Genomic DNA, 19,123 nt, shown 5'->3' with positions numbered 1-19,123 from the left:
GTGTAAGTAATGTACTTTTTTTATATATTTTGTTAAGATGCTGGCTGCGTTTCAAAATTCGCTTGTTTGAAACTTACAACGTTTCCTTTTGGATCATTGTTCTCAAATTGTACTGCTGTAACTGTATGATGCCCAGTCTCTAATGTTGTTTGTTTTAATGCCACTGTTGTCTGCGTTACACTCGTAACTTGGTATTTGTCTGCAAATATATCATCTACGAATACAAACGTTTCTTTATCACTTTGAAAATTAGTGAGCTCTACCTCAACTTGTTGTATTAAAGTATCTTTCTTCACAAACACGGTTGGTACATTTCCGTTTTCCGAAGTACCATCTGGCGTAATGACTTTTACTTCTCCTTCCCCCATCGGACTTACTCCTTTAGGAAAAGGAATTAAATTTTCATCACTTGCATTTACAACTTGTTCTTCTTTCACAGACTGCACTTCTTTCATTTCATTTTGCGCAGTACATCCGATAAGCAATAAAGCAGACAATCCAGCGATTATGAATTTTTTCAAAATCCATTCCCCCTGTCTATTGGTCCCTTTCGTTTATTATACAAAAATAGTTTTATGTTCTAAAATTCATTTTTAACACTTACGTGAACAAACTTGTTTATTCGCGATTACTATATCATACTTTCTTTTTTAACAATATTACATTTTTCAAGAAATTTGTGGAACCTCCTCTTTCTATTTCATTTTAACCCATTTTATTTAGGAAATATTCATATGAGAAAAAGAAAACAGACATTGATCAAAGCAATGTCTGTTTTACCATATCATCCTTAAAAAATGAATTTTGTAATCTCTTTTACTTCTTTTCGTGCGAGCTTCCTTGGATGATCTTTTGGATATCCTAATGCAATCACCATATTCATTTGTTTTTCTCGCTCTATTTGTAAATACTCTCGTAATTCATTTTGCGCCAACAGCACCGGCCCTGTCATCGGACATGTGCCTAGCCCTCTTGCATGTGCTGCTAACATTAAGTTTTGTGCTGCTAAGCAGCTGCTTTTCATTCCTTCTTCTTCCCATACTGCCTCTGGAACAAACGAAATAGGATCAAATATTTTTTCGCGAAATTTAGATTCATACGGTGTTGCTAAACATATAATTAGCACCGGTGCATCAGAAAATGCCGTTGCATATGGTCCAAAGGAACGCGTGAGCAGTTTTCCTGCTTTCTCTTGACCGTTCTTTGTAGCTTGATCAGCCAATTTATGTAATGCTTCCCATGTCATATTCTCAATATCTTTAATTTTATCTCGATTCATAATCACAATAAATTCCCATGTTTGAGAGTTTGTATCACTTGGTGCATAGCGAGCACAATCAATAATTTCCTCTATGTCCTGAACAGATACTTCTTGTTCTGTAAACTTCCGTATACTTCGTCGGCCATGAACTATTTCTTTAAATCTTTCATAATTCATATGATAATGTCCCCTTTTATAACGTTTTCAAAAGTCATCCTATTCCTTGCATTATATCACGAAAAAAAGCTGGGAGAATATCCAGCTTCTTTTTTCTTGCAATACTTAATTTGTTACCTTTAAAGGGGCAATACTTTCTTCATAAGCGGCTTGTAATTTTTTTGTCACAGGTCCTCTTTCTCCATTTCGAAATCGCTCATTTCCTATTTGAACAACTGGAAATATTTCAAGAGGGGTTGCAGTAAAAAAACATTCATCCGCTTCATAAACTTCCTGCAAAGAAAATTCTCTCTCCTCCACTTCAATACGTAAAGACTTTGCCAACGAAATCACATGATGACGGGTAATTCCATGTAAAATAAACTGATTAGCAGGATGTGTAATCAATCTATTATTCTTTACGATAAAGAAATTAGAATGACACCCTTCCGTAACAACTCCATCTCGAACCAGTATCGCTTCTTGATATCCTTGCTCATGAATTTTATTTTTAATCATAATGTTAGGAAGCAGATTTAAGGATTTAATATGGCACAACTTCCAGCGAATATCTTCTTCTACCGTAACTTTTATTCCTTCTTCCATTGTCTGAGTAGGTCTTGGATATGGAACAATGTTTGCAAAATACGTAGCTTGTAAATTCGAGTCGTATACATGATCTCGAGGCTGAACACCTCGTGAAATTTGAAGATATACATTCCCATCTTCCTTACATTGATTTTTCTCAATCAATTGTTGAAGTTGCTCGATAAGTTCTTCTTTTGTAAAAGGGGGAATCAAATGAATTTCTTTCATAGATGTAAAAAATCTTTCCAAATGTAACTCTAGTAAATGTGGCTTTCCGTTATACAATCGAAACACTTCGTAAATTCCATCTCCAAACTGCAATCCTCGCTCTTCTAACTCTATCGTCGGCCTTTCTTGCTTTGTATTTACAATTCTTCCATTAAACAAAATCCATTCTTTATAAACACCTGTCAATTCCTTCACCTCTTTACAGCATATTACTTCTATTGTACACCTACTCCCCTTTAATAAAAACAATTTTCTGATATTTCAATCTATAAAACACATACTGAAAATGGATTGCGGTCTCTATCCTTCCCTTCAATATCCCCGCTCTCTTCCTTTCTTCTATCTATACTAGGAATCCATACACTTTCATGTATATACGAAAACCGCCTTATATATGGCGGTTGTTATCATCTCTGTTTAACCAATTTAAAATAAATATGTAAGACTGATAATGAGTATGGCGTATACAAAATAGACAAAATAAAATGAGAAGCCCAATTCCGCTATATAATAAGCCAAATTTCAAAATAATACTTAACAGCGGTGGAAAATGAATGATATTTCGCACCAAAAATAAAGTAATCAGTAAAACGAAAAAAAACGGAGTATATTGCCATTCGCACGGCTTGCGTTTTATTCGCATATTTCTTCGCATAAAAAGTTGGCACATTTCTGCAATAAAAAAGCAACTCCCTATTAATACAAGACCGGTTGTTATCGACATTCCCCCACCTGCCTTACATTTATTTAAGTGTTAAAAACGTTTTATGTATCTATTTTCGTCTAACGTAAAGCCTACTCCTTCAAGAAAAGCTCTTGCTTTATCATTTACATTTTGGATTGCTACTTTTATCTCTTTTATTTGTCTATGTTTTATCATCTCCTCAAATGTAAAATAAGCATTCGTACCATATCCATAACCTTGATAATCAAAATGAATGACAAAATGAGATAATTGTGCACTTTTATCTTGAACGACATAACCAATTACGCCAATATATGTATCATCAGCTTTTATACAATATTGCACGTCTTCTGTCTCTAAGCCGTGGGAAGCAAACATTTCCTTAACTACTTCTTTTGTACCTGCATTCACTTTTTCAAATGTAATCATACATTGTCCATCCTTTTATTCTTATTGTATCAAGTATAGTGTGTATTTATGAAAAAAACCTTAAGATCAAACGTGACCTTAAGGTTTTTTAAAATTAAACTAAGCTATATGCACGCTTTGTTTCTTCATGGAATTCATTTGTATCATATTTATGTTCAACAAAGATTTGATGCCATACCATAAATGCTAATACTGTCCAAATTTTACGGCTATAATCGCCTTGATCCGCACAATGCGCTTCTAGTAAGTTTAATACATATTGCTTATCGATTAAATGCTCTGTTTTGCTTTCTTTAATGATATTAACAGCCCAGTCGTGCATTTCATCTTTTAACCAGTGACGAATTGGCACCGGGAATCCTAGTTTCTTACGATCTAACACATGATCTGGAACAATTCCACGTACCGCTTCACGTAAAATTGCTTTTGTTGTTCCGTTAGCGATTTTTAATTCTGTCGGAATTTTTGAAGCAACGTCAAATACTTCTTTATCTAAAAATGGTACACGAAGCTCTAATGAATTTGCCATTGTCATTTTATCCGCTTTTAATAAAATGTCTCCACGTAACCATGTGTACATGTCAATATATTGCATTTTACTTACATCATCATAATCTTTAATTTCATTATACAATGGTTTCGTGACATCCATATAGTTAATACTTTCATTGTAGTGCTTCATGAATACTGCTTTTTCTTCTTCACGGAAGATTTTCGCATTGCCATAGTAACGCTCTTCAATTGGTGTACATCCACGCTCTAGGAAGCTTTTTCCTTTAAATCCTTCTTTCAGTGCTCCGCTCAAAGCTTTTAAAACAGCTTTTCCTGGAGTAGGAATGTAAGAGAACATTTTTAAAGAATTGGGCTCACGATAAATATTATATCCACCAAACAGTTCGTCTGAACCTTCACCAGAAAGAACAACTGTTACATGTTTACGCGCTTCTTTTGCAACGAAGTACAATGGTACTGCTGCTGGATCCGCTAATGGATCATCCATATGCCACATAATTTTCGGGAATTCATTCATAAACTCTTGTGGTGTTACAAATACACTATAGTTTTTCACACCTAACTTCTCAGCAGTTTCCCTCGCTACGTCTACTTCACTAAAGCCGCGACGTTCAAAACCAACAGAGAACGTTAGAAGATTTGGATTCATTTCTTTTGCAATAGAAGCAATAATAGATGAATCAATACCACCAGATAAGAATGAACCTACTGGTACATCACTGCGCATATGCACTTTTACTGAATCATATAGTACATCGCGAATCGCTTGAATATGCTCTTCTTTCGTTGCGTTTGAAGCCTTGAAATATGGCTTCCAGTAACGATGAATCTCCATTTCTTTACCAATTTCTTTTACAAAATAATGGCCAGGTTCAATTTTATTGATATCTGTTGTCAATGTTTCTGGTTCTGGACCATATTGGTACGTAAAGTAATGTTGTAGCGAAGTTGGATTTACACCTTTATCTTGCATAACATGCATAATACTTTTCTTTTCAGATGCAAAGAATGTTGTATCCCCTTCTGTTGCGATGTAAAGAGGTTTGATGCCGAAATGATCACGCGCTCCGAAAAGTTTTTTCTCTTCACGATCCCAAATCATAAAGGCAAACATACCGCGAAGGTAATCCACACACTTTTCTTTCATATGTGCATATAACGCAATAATTACTTCAGTGTCAGATTGCGTTGCGAATGTTGCCCCTTTCTCTAGTAACATTTCTCGCAATTCTACATAGTTGTAAATTTCACCATTAAAAATAATTACATATCGATCATTTTCATAAGTTAGCGGCTGATGTCCTGCCTCTAAGTCAATGATACTTAAACGGCGGAAGCCAAATTGTACATGCTCATCACGAAAATACCCTTCGTCATCTGGACCACGATGGAAAATAATCGTGTTCATATTTTCAAATTGATGTTTTTCTGTTTCTGAAAACTCTCTAGGGTTTTCACATAAACATCCTACAAAACCACACATACTTCTTACCCTCTTTCAGTTTTCATTCTGTTTCTATACTACTATATCAACCCTATTTATACTAGCATAATCAACTTAATATGGCGACAAAAACTATAAAAAAATCACTCCGTTTCGCATTTTTAGCATTTTTTTATATAAACCTGAAAAATAGGCACTCACATTTCTCCACTTTTGTCATATGATATTGCAAATTGATTTCTAGGAGGGATCGTCATGAGCGAAGAGCAAAAAGAGTCGTCTTCACGTCCACCAGCCCGAAATTACTTGAAACAAATTGATGATTTTTTCGAGCAGACACCTCTTCGTAACGTAATTGCTGATTTGAATCATTTTTTCCAAAAGGGAAATCGTTTATTAACATTCCCCGTTGATTTATATGAAGCTGGTGAAGAACTTGTTGTTACAGCTGAACTTCCAGGTGTCCAAAAAGAACAAATACAAATTGAAATGCAAAGTGAATACTTAAAGATTTCTGTAACTGAAGATATTCTTGAAGAAACAGAAGACAAAGCTTCGCATAATTATTATCGTCGTGAACGCTCTGTTTCAGAATCTTCTCGTATGATTAAATTACCCTATTTAATAAATAAAAAGACCGCAAAAGCTACTTATCAAAATGGTGTATTAGAAATTCGTGTCCTAAAGCTTCCGCAGCAACATGATATTTTATCCATCGATTAATTTACAAGTGAATGTATTTTAAAAAGAAGGATGCTGAGCATCCTTCTTTTAATCCAATAGCCGTTTCATATCACGCAATATATCTTCATATGGAGTATTACTAATTCCACTATACTTTTTCATTACTTTCCCATTTTGATCAATTAGATAAAATGATGTTACATGAACAACCTGCCCATTTTCTGGCTTTTCAACAAATGCTTGAAAATTTTCTTTTGAGAATTTTTTTATATCTTCTAACGAATATCCTGTTAATAAGTTCCAATTACTTGTATCATCTGTAAATTTTTGTATAAATGTTTTTAAATTCTCCGGCTTATCTACTTCAGGGTCTACGCTAAACGAAACAAATTGAACATCTAATTTTTGTTCTTTTGCCATTTTTTGCAATTTCGCCATATTGGCAGTCATCGGTGGACAAACTGTTTGGCAATTCGTAAACATAAAGTCAGCTACCCATACTTTTCCCTTTAAATCTTTTGTTCCAAATTGTTTTCCATCTTGATTTATATATTGAAAAGTTTCTAAATCCCAATTTAATGGTTTACGGAGTTTTGATCCTGAGCCGCATCCTGCAAGTATAAAGAAGCAAAAAACAACTATGAGACCAATCAGCTTTTGATAACGCTTCATTTTCAAACCTCTCTTCTCTTTCCTTAATATGTATTTTAAGTTTATCATAACAAAAGTAAACACTATGAGAAAATTGTTTATCCTATTTGTTCACGAAATCGTACGAATTTATAGAGATTCGTTTCATTTGCAAGTAAATAACTGGACAAACATTTCATTATTTACTAATATTATTCCTTTACAATATCTTCACATTGCATACTTCCAACAAATACATGCTTATTTTGTAAAGAAGTTCAAACCATTCTTTACAAGTTTTAAATGATTCATCAATGCTTTCCACTGTTTTCCTTTACAAGATTTCGGTACAATACAACTAAAAAGATTTTAAATGAGGTGATGTTCATGGCGAAACGCTACGAAAACATGGATACCGTTAGTACAAAAAAATCGATTCGTTCGTTTTTAAAGTGGCGAAGAGAACGTAATTTAAGTAAAAAAGATTTTTCATTTCTCGTGGAACAATCACCTGTAAAGCAAGTTGAATTTTTACGAAAGAACAATGAACAAACGACTATTACATGGATCGGACATTCCACTTTCTTCATTCAAACAAACGGATTAAATATTTTAACGGATCCTGTCTGGACAAAGAAATTAAAGTTTATACCGCGACTTACAGAGCCCGGACTCTCACTACAAGAACTACCTAATATCGACATTGTGCTTATCTCACATGGTCATTACGACCATTTAGACTTTTCAACACTCCGCCAACTAGACAATGATGTTCTATATTTAGTACCTGCGGGACTTAAAAAATTATTTTTACGAAAGAAGTTCACGCGTGTAGAAGAATATAACTGGTGGGAATCTACAACAATTGATGAAGTCTCATTCCATTTTGTTCCATCTCAACACTGGGCGAGACGATCATTGTTTGATATGAATACTTCTCACTGGGGAGGTTGGATAATTCACAATGAAACAGCGGACGAAACCATTTATTTCTGTGGAGATAGTGGCTATTTTCGAGGATTTAAGGAAATTGGAAAACGCTTCTCAATCGATGTCGCACTCATGCCTATAGGTGCCTATGAACCAGAGTGGTTTATGAAAGTCTCTCATGTCTCACCTGAGGAAGCCGTACAAGCCTATTTAGATGTGAATGCAACTCACTTCATCCCTATGCATTATGGAGCATTTGCGCTTGCAGATGAAACGCCGAGGGAAGCTATCACACGCCTTCGCAATAATTGGAATTTGCGTATGTTACCTTGGGAACACTTACATGTGCTATTTCTTGGGCAAACATTTCTATATTCTTCCGTACCAAAACAGGCAGAAACTAAAAAAATTTTAGAACCTTTCCAAGCATAGCCTTTTTTCTTGAAAATATATTATATAGAAAAAAGCGGAAGGTGCTTAGATGAAAGAATACTTACAAACACGATTTATCATTAGTGGAAGTGCTTGTATAGCTCTGCTTATTTCTTATTTTTTATACAATTAAAAAAAGCTACTTGAATAAAAATTTCAAGTAGCTTTTTTCTACTCAGCTAAATACATAAAACCGATTGCTCCTGGTCCTGTATGCGTACTGATAATTGGTGTTGTATAGAGAATCTCTGCCTGTGCAAATCCGCTTACTTTCTCAACAGCAGCTTTTACACTTTCTGCAAGCGAAAGTGCTTTTGCATGTGGAATTGCTACTGCCTTCACAGTCTTTCCAGCTATATCTTGTTCAAACAATTTCGCTAATGTTTTTACAATTTGTCCTTGGCTACGTACTTTCGTAACAGGATTATAAACTCCATCTTCAAGGCTAGCAATTGGTTTAATATTTAATAATGAACCAATGAAGGCTTTCCCCTTTCCGATGCGTCCACCTTTCACTAAATTTTCTAGCGTATCTACAACAACATATAAACGAGTGTTTTTTCTTACTTCATCAAGACGATTTAAAATTTCTTCTAATGAACGACCTGCTTGTACCATCTTGGCTGCCTCAAGAACTTGATACGCTAAACCATGAGAAATAAATTGAGAATCGACAACTGTTACTTTTGTGTCTGTCATGGATGCTGCGCTATTTGCGGTTGCAACTGTACCGCTCATCCCACCCGTCATATGAATGGAAAGAACTTGGCTACCATCTTCTCCTAATTTTTCATACATTTCAACAAATGATCCCATAGCAGGTTGTGATGTTTTTGGTAATTCCTCTGACTTCAGCATTTCTTCAATAAATTCATCTGGTTGTATATCTATTCTATCTAAATATGTTTGTCCATTTACAGAAATAGATAATGGGATTACATGAATATCATATCTCTCAATCACATCTTGTGATAAATCTGCCGTTGAATCTGTTACAATTTTAATTTTTTGCATATTTTGCTTCTTCCCTTTCCAATACGCTCTCCTTGTTATTATACTAGTATTCCTAATGCTTTCAACCATTTGAAAGCATTTTTCTGTAAAAAATCTTCTCTTTTATGCCCAAAAAGAAAACGGCAGAGCTCATTTGCTCTGCCAATAGTTCCATCATGCATTTTTTTCAAGTGTATTTGTTCGATATACATTTGCGTAATCATTCCACTTTAAACAACTTTGTAAATATTCTCGGAAAGAGTATGAGACCCTCGGGTGTTTTTGTTTTTGAATTTTTGTGATAAATAATTGGAGGCGCGACTGAATCAGAAACGCTAATGGATGATGTGCTTGTAGAACCGGTATTTCGAATATTTTAATACAATTTCCTGTTGAATGAGTAAAGTAAAAACTTTTCATAATCACAATATCAATCCTCTTTTTTATTGGATTTGTAACTTCAGTATAAACTTACAAAGGTGAAAAGTTTGTCTAAATTTCGGAGATTCTATAATTTTTTTCTTTTTTATATTGTATGCGATTATAAACATAGTATAACAAATACACTCAAAAAGTGCCTTTATAATGAGGCACTTTTTGAGTGTATTTCTTCTCTTCTTTGCTTCCTTCTACTTGTAAATTTAGATATAGCAATACTTATTTCATAAATACAAATAAGAGGTACAGCCACTAAGCTATGTGATAAAAAATCAGGTGGCGATATACAAGCAGCAAGAATGATTAATATAACGTAAGCATATCTTCTGACTTTTTGCAGAAATTCCGCTGTTAATAAACCTATGCTTGTTAAAAACATAACAATGACTGGTAATTCAAATATAACCGCAAATGGAATTGTTAAATTTAATACAAAATGAAAATATTTTTCTGTCGTAAACATCGTATAAAACATTTCATTTCCAATTGTTGTTAAAAAATGAAATAAAAATGGCATTACAATAAAATATCCAAAACATAAACCCGCTATAAATAATACAAATAATACAGGAATATACATTAATGTCATTTTCTGCTCACGCGGATGTAATCCCGGTTTTACAAACAACCAAATTTGCATTGTTGCAATTGGAATTGTACAAACAATGGCGAATACAGTAGCAATCGAGAAAAAGATCCATAATACGTCACTCGGACCGAGAACTGTCAGCTTCATCGGTAAATCTTTTACTAACCAAAAATAAATATCTTTCGTAAAAACAAAACCGACTATTAAAAATACGATAAATGATAAAACAGTAATTATTAGACGTTTTCGAAGTTCTACGATATGTTCTACTATACTCATCTCTCGATCTTCCATCTCGTTCACCACACTTCTCTCACCCAATCTAGCAAAAATTCTACTACACTCTCTCGTTGAAATCGACTTTCATATATCGATCATACTCCTTGACTATAAAAACAAGAAAAGCATTTCTAAAAAGCACTCTCCTTTTCTATGCATAGACGTTCTTCCTATCTAAGAAATATTTCATATCACGTTTTACTATGATTTATTTTTTCTCTTTCTCCTGAAATGCATCATCCGTTAACTCTCGCGTCGATTTTTTAAATTCTTTTAATGTTTCACCTAAAGACCGTCCAATTTCTGGTAATTTTTTCGGACCAAATAATATAAGTATGGCTACTAAAATTAAAATTAATCCCGGAAAACCAATATTTGATAACATTTCCTCATCCCCTTTTCACTCGATTTTTCCCTTCTACTATCCCACAACCTCATTTTGTCAAAAAATTTCGTAAACGTCAACGAATCTATTATATTTTGTCAAAAAAATTAAAAAATATAATCAATTATACAAATTTCATTTCCTATTTTTATTGCATATGATATGTTTAAAGAGATAGTAATTGATTTTATCGATGGAAGGGATTAATTATGACACAAAAGATAACTAAAATGACACAGTTCGTAAAAGAAGAAATTGCGAATGCGATTACTCACGGAATTGGTGCTATTTTAAGTATACCCGCATTAATCATATTAATTATCCATGCTTCAAAGCACGGTACAGCTTCTGCCGTTATCGCTTTTACAGTCTATGGCGTAAGCATGTTTCTACTATATTTATTTTCAACATTATTACATAGCATTCACCATCCAAAAGTTGAAAAACTCTTTACCATTTTAGATCACTCTGCTATTTACTTATTAATAGCCGGAACATATACACCTTTTTTACTCATTACGCTACGAGGCCCTCTTGGCTGGACACTTCTTGCCATTATTTGGACATTAGCAATCGGGGGGATTATCTTTAAGATTTTCTTTGTACGCCGCTTTATTAAAATGTCAACACTTTGCTACATTATTATGGGATGGCTTATTATAGTAGCTATTAAACCCCTGTATGAAAACTTAACTGGACATGGATTTTCTCTCCTTTTAATTGGGGGGATTCTCTATTCAGTCGGTGCTATTTTCTTCCTGTGGGAAAAACTACCGTTCAATCATGCAATATGGCATCTATTCGTATTAGGCGGTAGTACAATGATGTTCTTCTGCGTATTATTTTACGTTTTACCTGTCGCATAAAAAAACTCTCAGCTTTTTCAAGCTGAGAGTTTTTTTATTACTTATGTAATTGAGCAACAATCATATCCTTTGTATACTGCGTTAATTCTTTAACATCCATACTTCCATATTGCTCAGGTGTAATTGGTTTTGAAATAGTAAGCGTTACATGTGCTGGTTTCAGCCTATTTCCATTCGCTTCAAACATCTTATATGTCCCCTCTATCGTGACTGGTAAAATAGCTACTCCCGATTTGATTGCAAGGTGAAAACTCCCTGCTTTAAACTCACCTATTTCGCCGCCTTTACTGCGTGTTCCTTCTGGAAAAATTACGAGAGAGTGACCCTTTTTTAATCGTTCAATCCCCTCTTTAATCGCTTGAAGAGATTGACGGCGATTACTGCGATCCATAAACACACAATTCATTAATTCCATCCAAGCTGGTACAATCGGAATTTTTTTTATTTCTGCCTTTGAAACAAATCCAATCGGCTTATTTAAATATCCTAGTAAAACAGGGATATCCATATTACTTTGATGATTACTTACAACAAGTACCGGTTGATCTTTCGGTACATTTTCAAGACCTTTTACTTCTACAGTCGATCCAGCTCCAGCTGCACCAACCATCTTTTTTCCAAACCAATTTGTTGTTTTATATACAAGGCGATCTTTCTCTTGTGGCGATAGTGTATTTACTTTCTTTTGAATGCGCCACAATCTCGGTGTAATACCGATTACAATTACAATTAAATATAAAGCTTTAAAAAACGTTTGAATCATACAAAACCCCCACCTATTATCATTCCGTCCTTCATTATACTAGACAAACGAGGGAAAAAGAAGAAAAAATGTCCAAACGACAAGCGTTTGGACATTTTTGAGTTTTCTATATTAGAAACGTTTTGCTAATTCACGTGCTTTAGCAATTGCTGCTTCTTTAATTTCTTGTGCTTTTTCAGGATTTGCATTCATCCCTTCGACTGCAAGATATTCTGTGTCAGATACACCGATAAATCCTAATACGGTATTTAAGTGTTGACGACCAAAGTCTACTGCTGCATAGTCACCTTCAGAGTAAATGCCACCTGTAGCTTGGATATGAAGTGCTTTTTTACCTTCTAATAATCCTACTGGACCATTTTCAGTATATTTAAACGTTTTACCTGCAATAGCAATATTATCTAAGTATGCTTTCATTACTGGTGGGTAACCGAAGTTCCACATTGGTGTTACAAATACATAACGATCTGCATTCATAAATATTTCTAAGTTTGTGTTCATTGCTGCAATTTTTTGTTGTTGATTTTCAGTTAATGCTTCAAAACCTTCACCTGCTGCAAATTTGCCCCAAGCTGCAAATACATCTGCATCAATGACTGGTACTGTTGTGTGAAATAAATCGATTGTTATAACTTCATGTTGTGGGTTTTCATTTTTATATGCTTCGATAAAAGCTTCTCCTACTGCCATACCGAAAGATGTTTCTGCTGAATTTGGATTTGCTGTAATAAATAGAACTTTTGTCATTATATTCTCTCCCTTTATACATTTATCTTTAATTTGAGATTTGTTTTTTAAAAGTAAATTACTTACCTTATGTAAGTATAATACAAAAAGGTTTCTCCTTTGTCAACAAAAAATAGTAGCTTTTTTTTCGTAAGTTAATAAGTTGTTTAGTTTTACTATATCCCATTATAACAACTTTATAATATTACCCTTAAAAAAGCTATCTCTACTTTAAATAGAGATAGCTCCTCTCGTTATCTATCACTTTTGAAAAACATGCTTTACTTTCTCAGCTGGAATATTGCTTCCACCCCGCCCTTTTACATCTTCAATCATCATTGTAACAATCATGTCAGGTGCATTTAAATCAAAAGCAGCGAACCATCCAAGTTCTTTACCTTCTGCATCTTTTGCTGCCTTTAACTCAGCCGTTCCTGTTTTTCCAGCAAGAGTCATGCCATCAATTTTAGCAATTTTCCCTGTACCATCTGGGTCATTAATAACTTTTGTTAATGCTGTTTTTAATATATCTTGGTTTTCTTTAGAAATGACATTCTCTTTCCAAGCCTTTGGTAGTTTCTCTGTCTTGATAAGGTGCGGTGAAGGTATCGTTCCATCATTTACAATTGGCGCATATGTGAAAGCTAAATGAAGAGGCGTCATTAATACTTGACCTTGTCCATACCCTGTATCCGCCATTTGAATATCATTTTTCATTCCATCATTCACAATTTTTGAAACTGGGAACCCGTACTCAATTGGTAATTTCTCATCAAATCCGAATTTTTTTGCTTCATTTATAAATTTATCTTTCCCAATTTTTAATGCTTGCTGTGCAAAATAAATGTTATCAGAATACTTCATCGCTTTGTCAAAATCAATTGGACTTGCATCTTTTACACGTGTTACATAATAGTTACCCCATGAGGAATCTTTCGTCCATTTCAATCCTTCAATTTTTAATTCTTCCTTCGGATCAATTGTTTTTGTTTCAAGACCAATTGCACCTGTAATAGGCTTAAATACAGAACCTGGTACAGCTAACTGTGTAAATCGGTTCGTCATCGGCTTTTTCAGGTCATTAGCCCAAGCTTCACGTTGCGCTTTTGAAACTCCTCTTACAATGATATTCGGATTATAAGCTGGGCTACTAACAAGTGCGATTGTCTCACCACTTTTCGGATTAATGGCCGCACTTGAGCCTGCTTCTCCTTTCATTTCATTATAAATTTTTTCTTGAATCGTACTATCAATTGTTAAATTGATATTTTCACCATCTACCGCTTCCGTTTTCACCAATGTTTTGATTTCTTTTCCTTGCGCATCTTCCATAAAGACACGCCCACCTTTTTTACCACGTAGCTTTTCTTCAAACACTTGCTCTAAACCAGCTTTTCCAACTGGATCATCCGCTTGATAGCCCTTTTTCGCAAGTTTCTTTAAATCATCAGCATTTACTTTTCCAATATAACCAGTTAAATGTGCTGCCGCTTCTCCTAATGGATATGTACGAACATCTACAGGACGAGTTACAACACCCGGTAAGTCAATAAAATCATTTTGAGTAGCTCCCTCTTGTAAAATGCCAATTGGCACAAGGTAATCTGATTTTACCCATTTTGCATTTAATTTTTGATCGATTTCTTCCACAGACATATTTAATAGTTTCGCAATCGCTTCTTTTGTCTGTGCTGCATTATACTCTAATTTACCAGGAACAATGCTTACTTGAGATGCTTTTCCATTTATGGCAAGCCCTTTCCCGTTGCGATCATAAATTTCACCGCGTTTTGCTTGGAATGTTTGCATACGGATTTTGCTATCTTTTGTCATCCCTGGAAAGATAAAATCAGGAGTCCAGTCTATTTTCCAAACTTCTTTATCCCCACTTTTTTCTTTTACCATTTTCGCTTCGTGTGAAAATGAAATATTTCCACCAACAGTATCCATACTTACTTTAAAATGTACAGGTCCTTTGCCTTCTTGTTCCTTATTTCCCTCACCTGTTTCTACCTTTAAGTTTTTCACCTCAATACCCGCATAAATTTTCTCGTATTTCTCAGTAAATTCTTTTTTAGAAATTTTCTTTTTTGCATTTTCTGATAGTTGATCATACATCTCAGCGAACTTTTGCTTATTCCACGCTTTGGCATATGTATGAAATGCCTCTACTGGCGTTTCTTCTTTGCCACAGCCAACTAAGACCAACATGAAACAAAGAAAAAGAGCCCCCCATATTTTTTTCAAACTATTCTCCTCCTCCTAGTAAGCAACGAAATACACACTCTCTTTCATAATAATATATAGTAAAAGGCACATGCTCGTTCTCATTATAGCATCTTCAAAGCAATTTCAGAAACTTTCATCTAACCATGTAAATAAAAAGATTGATGCAAATAAACATATTCACATCAATCCTTTTTATTATTGTTTCTTTTCATATATATGATAGTAATATGTGTACGGGTTCTTCTCGTCCGTTACACCTTTCTCTACAAACACTTCTTTCCACTCTTTCATATCGATTTCTGGAAAGAATGTATCACCTTCAAAGGCATGATGAATCTTCGTTATATATAACTTATCCACATACGGTAAGAATAGCTCGTAAATTTGCGCTCCACCAAAAACAAAGATTTCCTCTTCATTTTTACAAAGTTCAAACACTTCCTCCACAGAATGAGCAATCTCACAACCTTCCACGTAATAATCCGTATTGCGTGTAACAATAATATTTCGTCTTCCAGGAAGCGGTCTTCCAATGGCTTCATAATTTTTTCTTCCCATAATGAGAGGGTGTCCCATTGTTGTTTTTTTCACGTATTGTAACTCGCTTGGTAAATGCCAAGGCAACTTATTATCTTTACCAATTACTCGATTTTCATCCATTGCAACCATAAATGAAATAATCATCTTTTCATCTCCTCTTACAATCAGACTGCAACTGGTGCTTTAATTGCTGGATGCGGGTCATATCCTTCTATTGTTAAATCTCCCATTTCAAAATCAAAAACAGATTTCACATCTGAATTTAATTTTAATGTTGGAAATGGACGTGGTTCACGTGCTAATTGCTTCTTCACTTGTTCAAAATGATTTGTGTAAATATGTGCATCGCCAATTGTATGAACAAACTCTCCTACTTCAAGGCCACACTCATGAGCAATTAAATGCGTTAACAGCGAATAGCTTGCAATATTAAATGGAATACCTAAGAAAATATCTCCACTTCGTTGATATAATTGACAAGAAAGCTTTCCATCTGCTACATAAAATTGGAATAATGTATGGCATGGAGGAAGTGCCATATTTGGTACATCTTCAGGATTCCATGCCGAAACAATTAAGCGGCGAGAATCCGGTGTTTTCTTAATCATTTCAATTACATCTTTTAATTGATCAATCGTTTCACCTGCAGCCGTTTTCCAAGCGCGCCACTGCTTGCCATATACATCTCCTAAATAACCATACTTCCGCGCAAATTCATCATCTTCTAATACATTCTTTTTAAAGATTTCCATTTGCTCATCGTATTGTGTTTTAAATGCTTCATCTTCTTGTGAGCGCAGTCCGAAATTCGTCATGTCCGGCCCTTTATATTCATCACTTTCTACCCAGTTTTTAAACGCCCATTCATTCCAAATATTATTATTATGTTGCAATAAATAACGAATATTGGTATCACCTTTCATAAACCAAAGTAACTCACTTGCAACAAGACGAAATGGCACTCGCTTTGTCGTTAATAAGGGAAACCCTTTACTAAGATCAAAGCGCATTTGATATCCAAATACAGATACCGTCCCTGTTCCTGTACGATCTTCTTTCTTTGTACCATGCTCCATGACATGGCGGCATAAATTTAAATATTCATATTCAGCATGTTTCATATATAAGAAAAACCCTCTTTCGCATCTATATCTATATGGAGTTTATCATATTAAAAACAATCATGCATACATTTACAAAGTTCTCACCCAAAATATTTATATTTTAAATTAGTTTAAATATCGAATTTTTCTAAATAATAACTTTATTGATCGTTAAAAATTTCTTAATTTTTCCACATCCAAAAGGCTTTCACTCTCAATGATAGAAATACTAGCATGGGAAGAAAAAATATATTTGGAGGTTAAAGCGATGGCGAAAATTGAAACCCCTGTTATAGGAAACTTACAAACGAAAGTTAAAATGATGATGAACGATTTACACGTCCCCGGCGCTGCTATAGCAGTAATAAAAGATGGCGAGGTTATGATTTCGGAGGGATTTGGTTATCGAAATGTAGAAAAAGGAGAAGCTGTTACACCGAAAACACGCTTCGCAATTGGTTCCGCAACGAAAGCATTTGGCACCTTTTCATTAAGCTTACTAGCGCAACAAAACAAATTTTCATGGGACGCTCCTGTTCAATCTTACATCCCAACCTTCTCTTTATCGGATGTTTTTGCTACATCTCAAGTTACAGGACGTGATTTAGCTTCTCACCGAACAGGAGTAAATCGTCATGATACGCTTTGGTACAATTCTTCTGTAACTCGACAAGATATCGTGGAACAAATAAAGTATTTATCCCTTGATGCACCATTTCGCACGACATTTTTATATAACAATTTAATGTATGTAACCATTAGTTATCTTGTGGAAAAAATCACAAGTCGGTCATGGGAACAATACGTTACAGAACATATTTTAGAACCTCTCAATATGCAGCAAACAAACTTTTCTGTCACAGACTTACCAAATACAGATAATTATGCATTACCTTATATTGAAAATGAGGGCGAAATAAAAGAAATTCCGTTCCGCAATATCGATACGGTAGGCGCCGCAGGATGTATAAATTCTACAATTGAAGATATGGCAAATTGGGTGCTTCTTCACTTAAATCATGGAAAAATCGGAGAACAGCAATTACTCTCTAATGAATACTTACAAGATATGTATATACCGCACACGCCAATTCCAGATCACCCCATTTTATCCACTCCTGAATCTCCATTGAACGGCTATGGACTTGGTTGGTTTATTAGCGCCTATCGTGGTTATAAACTGATTCACCATGGCGGCAATATTGATGGATTTACGTCGCTTATATCCTTTATGCCAAACGAAAATATAGGAATGATCGTATTAACAAACTCTGGAAATACATTACTTCCTATTTATCTTACAAACTATATTTACGATAAACTACTCGGTTTAGAAAACATAGATTGGCATAAACGTGCAGTAGAAGATAGTGAAAAAATGAAAGAAATGATGAAAGAGCCAATTGAATCGCTGCCTGAGCAAGTAAAAGGGACGGTACCTTCTCACAAATTAGATGACTATACTGGAACATTTAAGCATCCTGCATATGGCCTGTTAACTGTATACAAACAAGGTGACTCGTTATATGTACAATTTATGGATATAGAAATGCAACTGCAACATTATCATTACGACATATTCGTTACTACAGTTACCTTGTTCCAAACAAAAATGAATATATTATTCGCCTATGACATCAATATACACGGTGAGTTTCCTACTTTGCAATTACACTTACCACAAATGTTAAGTACTGAGCCTCTTACATTTACAAAAAGAACGTGAATGACCTAAATCATAGAGGGAATCCTTGTTTCCCTCTATGATTTTATAATCAAAATCGTATCTTATATTTCTACATTAAGTGTATAAGCAACCTCTACTATAAATCCATTTGGATCATAAAAATCTATCGTATAGTATCCCTCTGCATAATGATTCATTTCAATCGGTCCACGAATTACCACTACTTCTGCACTTCTAACAAATTTTGCCACTTCATCAACTACGTTCCTACTAATAGCCTGATAACAAATATGTCTTGGTCCTAATGTCCTTACAATCCTTTCATCTACTTCCTTAAAATATATTTCAGTACGTCCCGTACTAAATGCATATTTGTTTAACTGTCGCCACCCAATGATAGCGAACAATTTACTATAAAACAGCATAGACTCCTCTAAATTTGCTACCCAAAATTCAATATGATGAATACCGGGTTCAAACTGTGTCATCTCCTTCTCTCCCCCTTATTTTCTCCTTAAATCAGTCTAACGATAAAGGTATTCGCC

At 34.6% G+C, this 19,123-nt stretch carries 21 protein-coding genes; 4 read left to right on the top strand and 17 right to left on the bottom strand.

What is annotated here, in order from left to right; translation table 11 throughout:
- Positions 1-32 precede the first annotated feature (32 nt).
- The 6 genes from MR056_RS02105 to asnB form a co-directional block, all read right to left on the bottom strand.
- Complete coding sequence (locus MR056_RS02105) at positions 33-521, bottom strand: hypothetical protein (protein ID WP_012094143.1); 489 nt, start codon at positions 519-521, stop codon at positions 33-35.
- A 269-nt stretch (positions 522-790) separates the two neighbouring features.
- Positions 791-1,438 carry a nitroreductase family protein gene (locus MR056_RS02100; RefSeq protein WP_087098597.1) on the bottom strand — a complete coding sequence of 216 codons (648 nt, stop codon included), beginning with the start codon at positions 1,436-1,438 and terminating at the stop codon, positions 791-793.
- Between the two features lie 105 nt (positions 1,439-1,543).
- Positions 1,544-2,419, bottom strand: a complete 876-nt coding sequence (gene dat, locus MR056_RS02095; protein WP_087094867.1) for a D-amino-acid transaminase — start codon at positions 2,417-2,419, stop codon at positions 1,544-1,546.
- Positions 2,420-2,621: 202 nt separating this feature from the next.
- Positions 2,622-2,957, bottom strand: a complete 336-nt coding sequence (locus MR056_RS02090) for a hypothetical protein (protein ID WP_087098595.1) — start codon at positions 2,955-2,957, stop codon at positions 2,622-2,624.
- Between the two features lie 30 nt (positions 2,958-2,987).
- A complete protein-coding gene (locus tag MR056_RS02085) occupies positions 2,988-3,347 on the bottom strand; it encodes a GNAT family N-acetyltransferase (RefSeq protein ID WP_012094138.1) in 360 nt (119 codons plus the stop codon).
- Between the two features lie 94 nt (positions 3,348-3,441).
- Positions 3,442-5,343, bottom strand: coding sequence for an asparagine synthase (glutamine-hydrolyzing) (gene asnB, locus MR056_RS02080; RefSeq protein ID WP_087098593.1), 1,902 nt, complete (start codon positions 5,341-5,343; stop codon positions 3,442-3,444).
- A 216-nt stretch (positions 5,344-5,559) separates the two neighbouring features.
- Here asnB and MR056_RS02075 point away from each other — a divergent pair, with 216 nt between their 5' ends.
- A complete protein-coding gene (locus tag MR056_RS02075; protein ID WP_012094136.1) occupies positions 5,560-6,027 on the top strand; it encodes an Hsp20/alpha crystallin family protein in 468 nt (155 codons plus the stop codon).
- Between the two features lie 48 nt (positions 6,028-6,075).
- Here MR056_RS02075 and MR056_RS02070 read toward each other — a convergent pair whose 3' ends face one another.
- A complete protein-coding gene (locus MR056_RS02070; RefSeq protein ID WP_087098591.1) occupies positions 6,076-6,660 on the bottom strand; it encodes an SCO family protein in 585 nt (194 codons plus the stop codon).
- A gap of 345 nt (positions 6,661-7,005) precedes the next feature.
- Here MR056_RS02070 and MR056_RS02065 point away from each other — a divergent pair, with 345 nt between their 5' ends.
- Positions 7,006-7,980 carry an MBL fold metallo-hydrolase gene (locus MR056_RS02065; RefSeq protein WP_140388416.1) on the top strand — a complete coding sequence of 325 codons (975 nt, stop codon included), beginning with the start codon at positions 7,006-7,008 and terminating at the stop codon, positions 7,978-7,980.
- Positions 7,981-8,151: 171 nt separating this feature from the next.
- Here the strand turns inward: MR056_RS02065 and MR056_RS02060 are convergent, their stop codons facing one another.
- From MR056_RS02060 to MR056_RS02045, 4 genes are all read right to left on the bottom strand, one after another.
- Complete coding sequence (locus MR056_RS02060; protein ID WP_012094133.1) at positions 8,152-8,994, bottom strand: DegV family protein; 843 nt, start codon at positions 8,992-8,994, stop codon at positions 8,152-8,154.
- Positions 8,995-9,147: 153 nt separating this feature from the next.
- Positions 9,148-9,399: a DUF2535 family protein gene (locus MR056_RS02055; RefSeq protein ID WP_140388415.1), complete on the bottom strand. Its 252-nt coding sequence runs from the start codon at positions 9,397-9,399 to the stop codon at positions 9,148-9,150.
- Between the two features lie 154 nt (positions 9,400-9,553).
- Positions 9,554-10,294 carry a twin-arginine translocase subunit TatC gene (gene tatC, locus MR056_RS02050; protein ID WP_012094131.1) on the bottom strand — a complete coding sequence of 247 codons (741 nt, stop codon included), beginning with the start codon at positions 10,292-10,294 and terminating at the stop codon, positions 9,554-9,556.
- Positions 10,295-10,487: 193 nt separating this feature from the next.
- Complete coding sequence (locus MR056_RS02045; RefSeq protein ID WP_012094130.1) at positions 10,488-10,664, bottom strand: twin-arginine translocase TatA/TatE family subunit; 177 nt, start codon at positions 10,662-10,664, stop codon at positions 10,488-10,490.
- 209 nt (positions 10,665-10,873) lie between these two features.
- Between MR056_RS02045 and trhA the strand changes: the two genes are divergently transcribed.
- Positions 10,874-11,530 carry a PAQR family membrane homeostasis protein TrhA gene (trhA, locus tag MR056_RS02040; RefSeq protein WP_087098585.1) on the top strand — a complete coding sequence of 219 codons (657 nt, stop codon included), beginning with the start codon at positions 10,874-10,876 and terminating at the stop codon, positions 11,528-11,530.
- Positions 11,531-11,567: 37 nt separating this feature from the next.
- Here trhA and MR056_RS02035 read toward each other — a convergent pair whose 3' ends face one another.
- The 5 genes from MR056_RS02035 to MR056_RS02015 form a co-directional block, all read right to left on the bottom strand.
- On the bottom strand, positions 11,568-12,293 hold the full coding sequence (locus MR056_RS02035; RefSeq protein ID WP_087098583.1) for a lysophospholipid acyltransferase family protein: 726 nt from the start codon (positions 12,291-12,293) through the stop codon (positions 11,568-11,570).
- Positions 12,294-12,404: 111 nt separating this feature from the next.
- A complete protein-coding gene (locus tag MR056_RS02030; RefSeq protein ID WP_087098581.1) occupies positions 12,405-13,040 on the bottom strand; it encodes an FMN-dependent NADH-azoreductase in 636 nt (211 codons plus the stop codon).
- 240 nt (positions 13,041-13,280) lie between these two features.
- The gene (locus MR056_RS02025) at positions 13,281-15,266 is read right to left on the bottom strand and encodes a penicillin-binding transpeptidase domain-containing protein (RefSeq protein WP_012094126.1); all 1,986 of its coding nucleotides are present in this window, start codon (positions 15,264-15,266) and stop codon (positions 13,281-13,283) included.
- A gap of 177 nt (positions 15,267-15,443) precedes the next feature.
- A complete protein-coding gene (locus MR056_RS02020; protein ID WP_012094125.1) occupies positions 15,444-15,932 on the bottom strand; it encodes a dihydrofolate reductase in 489 nt (162 codons plus the stop codon).
- 20 nt (positions 15,933-15,952) lie between these two features.
- Positions 15,953-16,909: a thymidylate synthase gene (locus MR056_RS02015; RefSeq protein ID WP_087094862.1), complete on the bottom strand. Its 957-nt coding sequence runs from the start codon at positions 16,907-16,909 to the stop codon at positions 15,953-15,955.
- A gap of 250 nt (positions 16,910-17,159) precedes the next feature.
- Between MR056_RS02015 and MR056_RS02010 the strand changes: the two genes are divergently transcribed.
- A complete protein-coding gene (locus MR056_RS02010) occupies positions 17,160-18,617 on the top strand; it encodes a serine hydrolase (RefSeq protein ID WP_087098579.1) in 1,458 nt (485 codons plus the stop codon).
- A gap of 62 nt (positions 18,618-18,679) precedes the next feature.
- Here MR056_RS02010 and MR056_RS02005 read toward each other — a convergent pair whose 3' ends face one another.
- Positions 18,680-19,066, bottom strand: a complete 387-nt coding sequence (locus MR056_RS02005) for a VOC family protein (RefSeq protein WP_012094122.1) — start codon at positions 19,064-19,066, stop codon at positions 18,680-18,682.
- Positions 19,067-19,123: the final 57 nt, after the last annotated feature.

The organism is Bacillus cereus group sp. BfR-BA-01360 (assembly GCF_022663595.1).
In the GTDB taxonomy this organism is placed as follows: Bacteria; Bacillota; Bacilli; order Bacillales; family Bacillaceae_G; genus Bacillus_A; species Bacillus_A cytotoxicus.
Note: the sequence above shows the minus strand (reverse complement) of the source record. Positions and strands in the feature narration are given on the sequence as shown.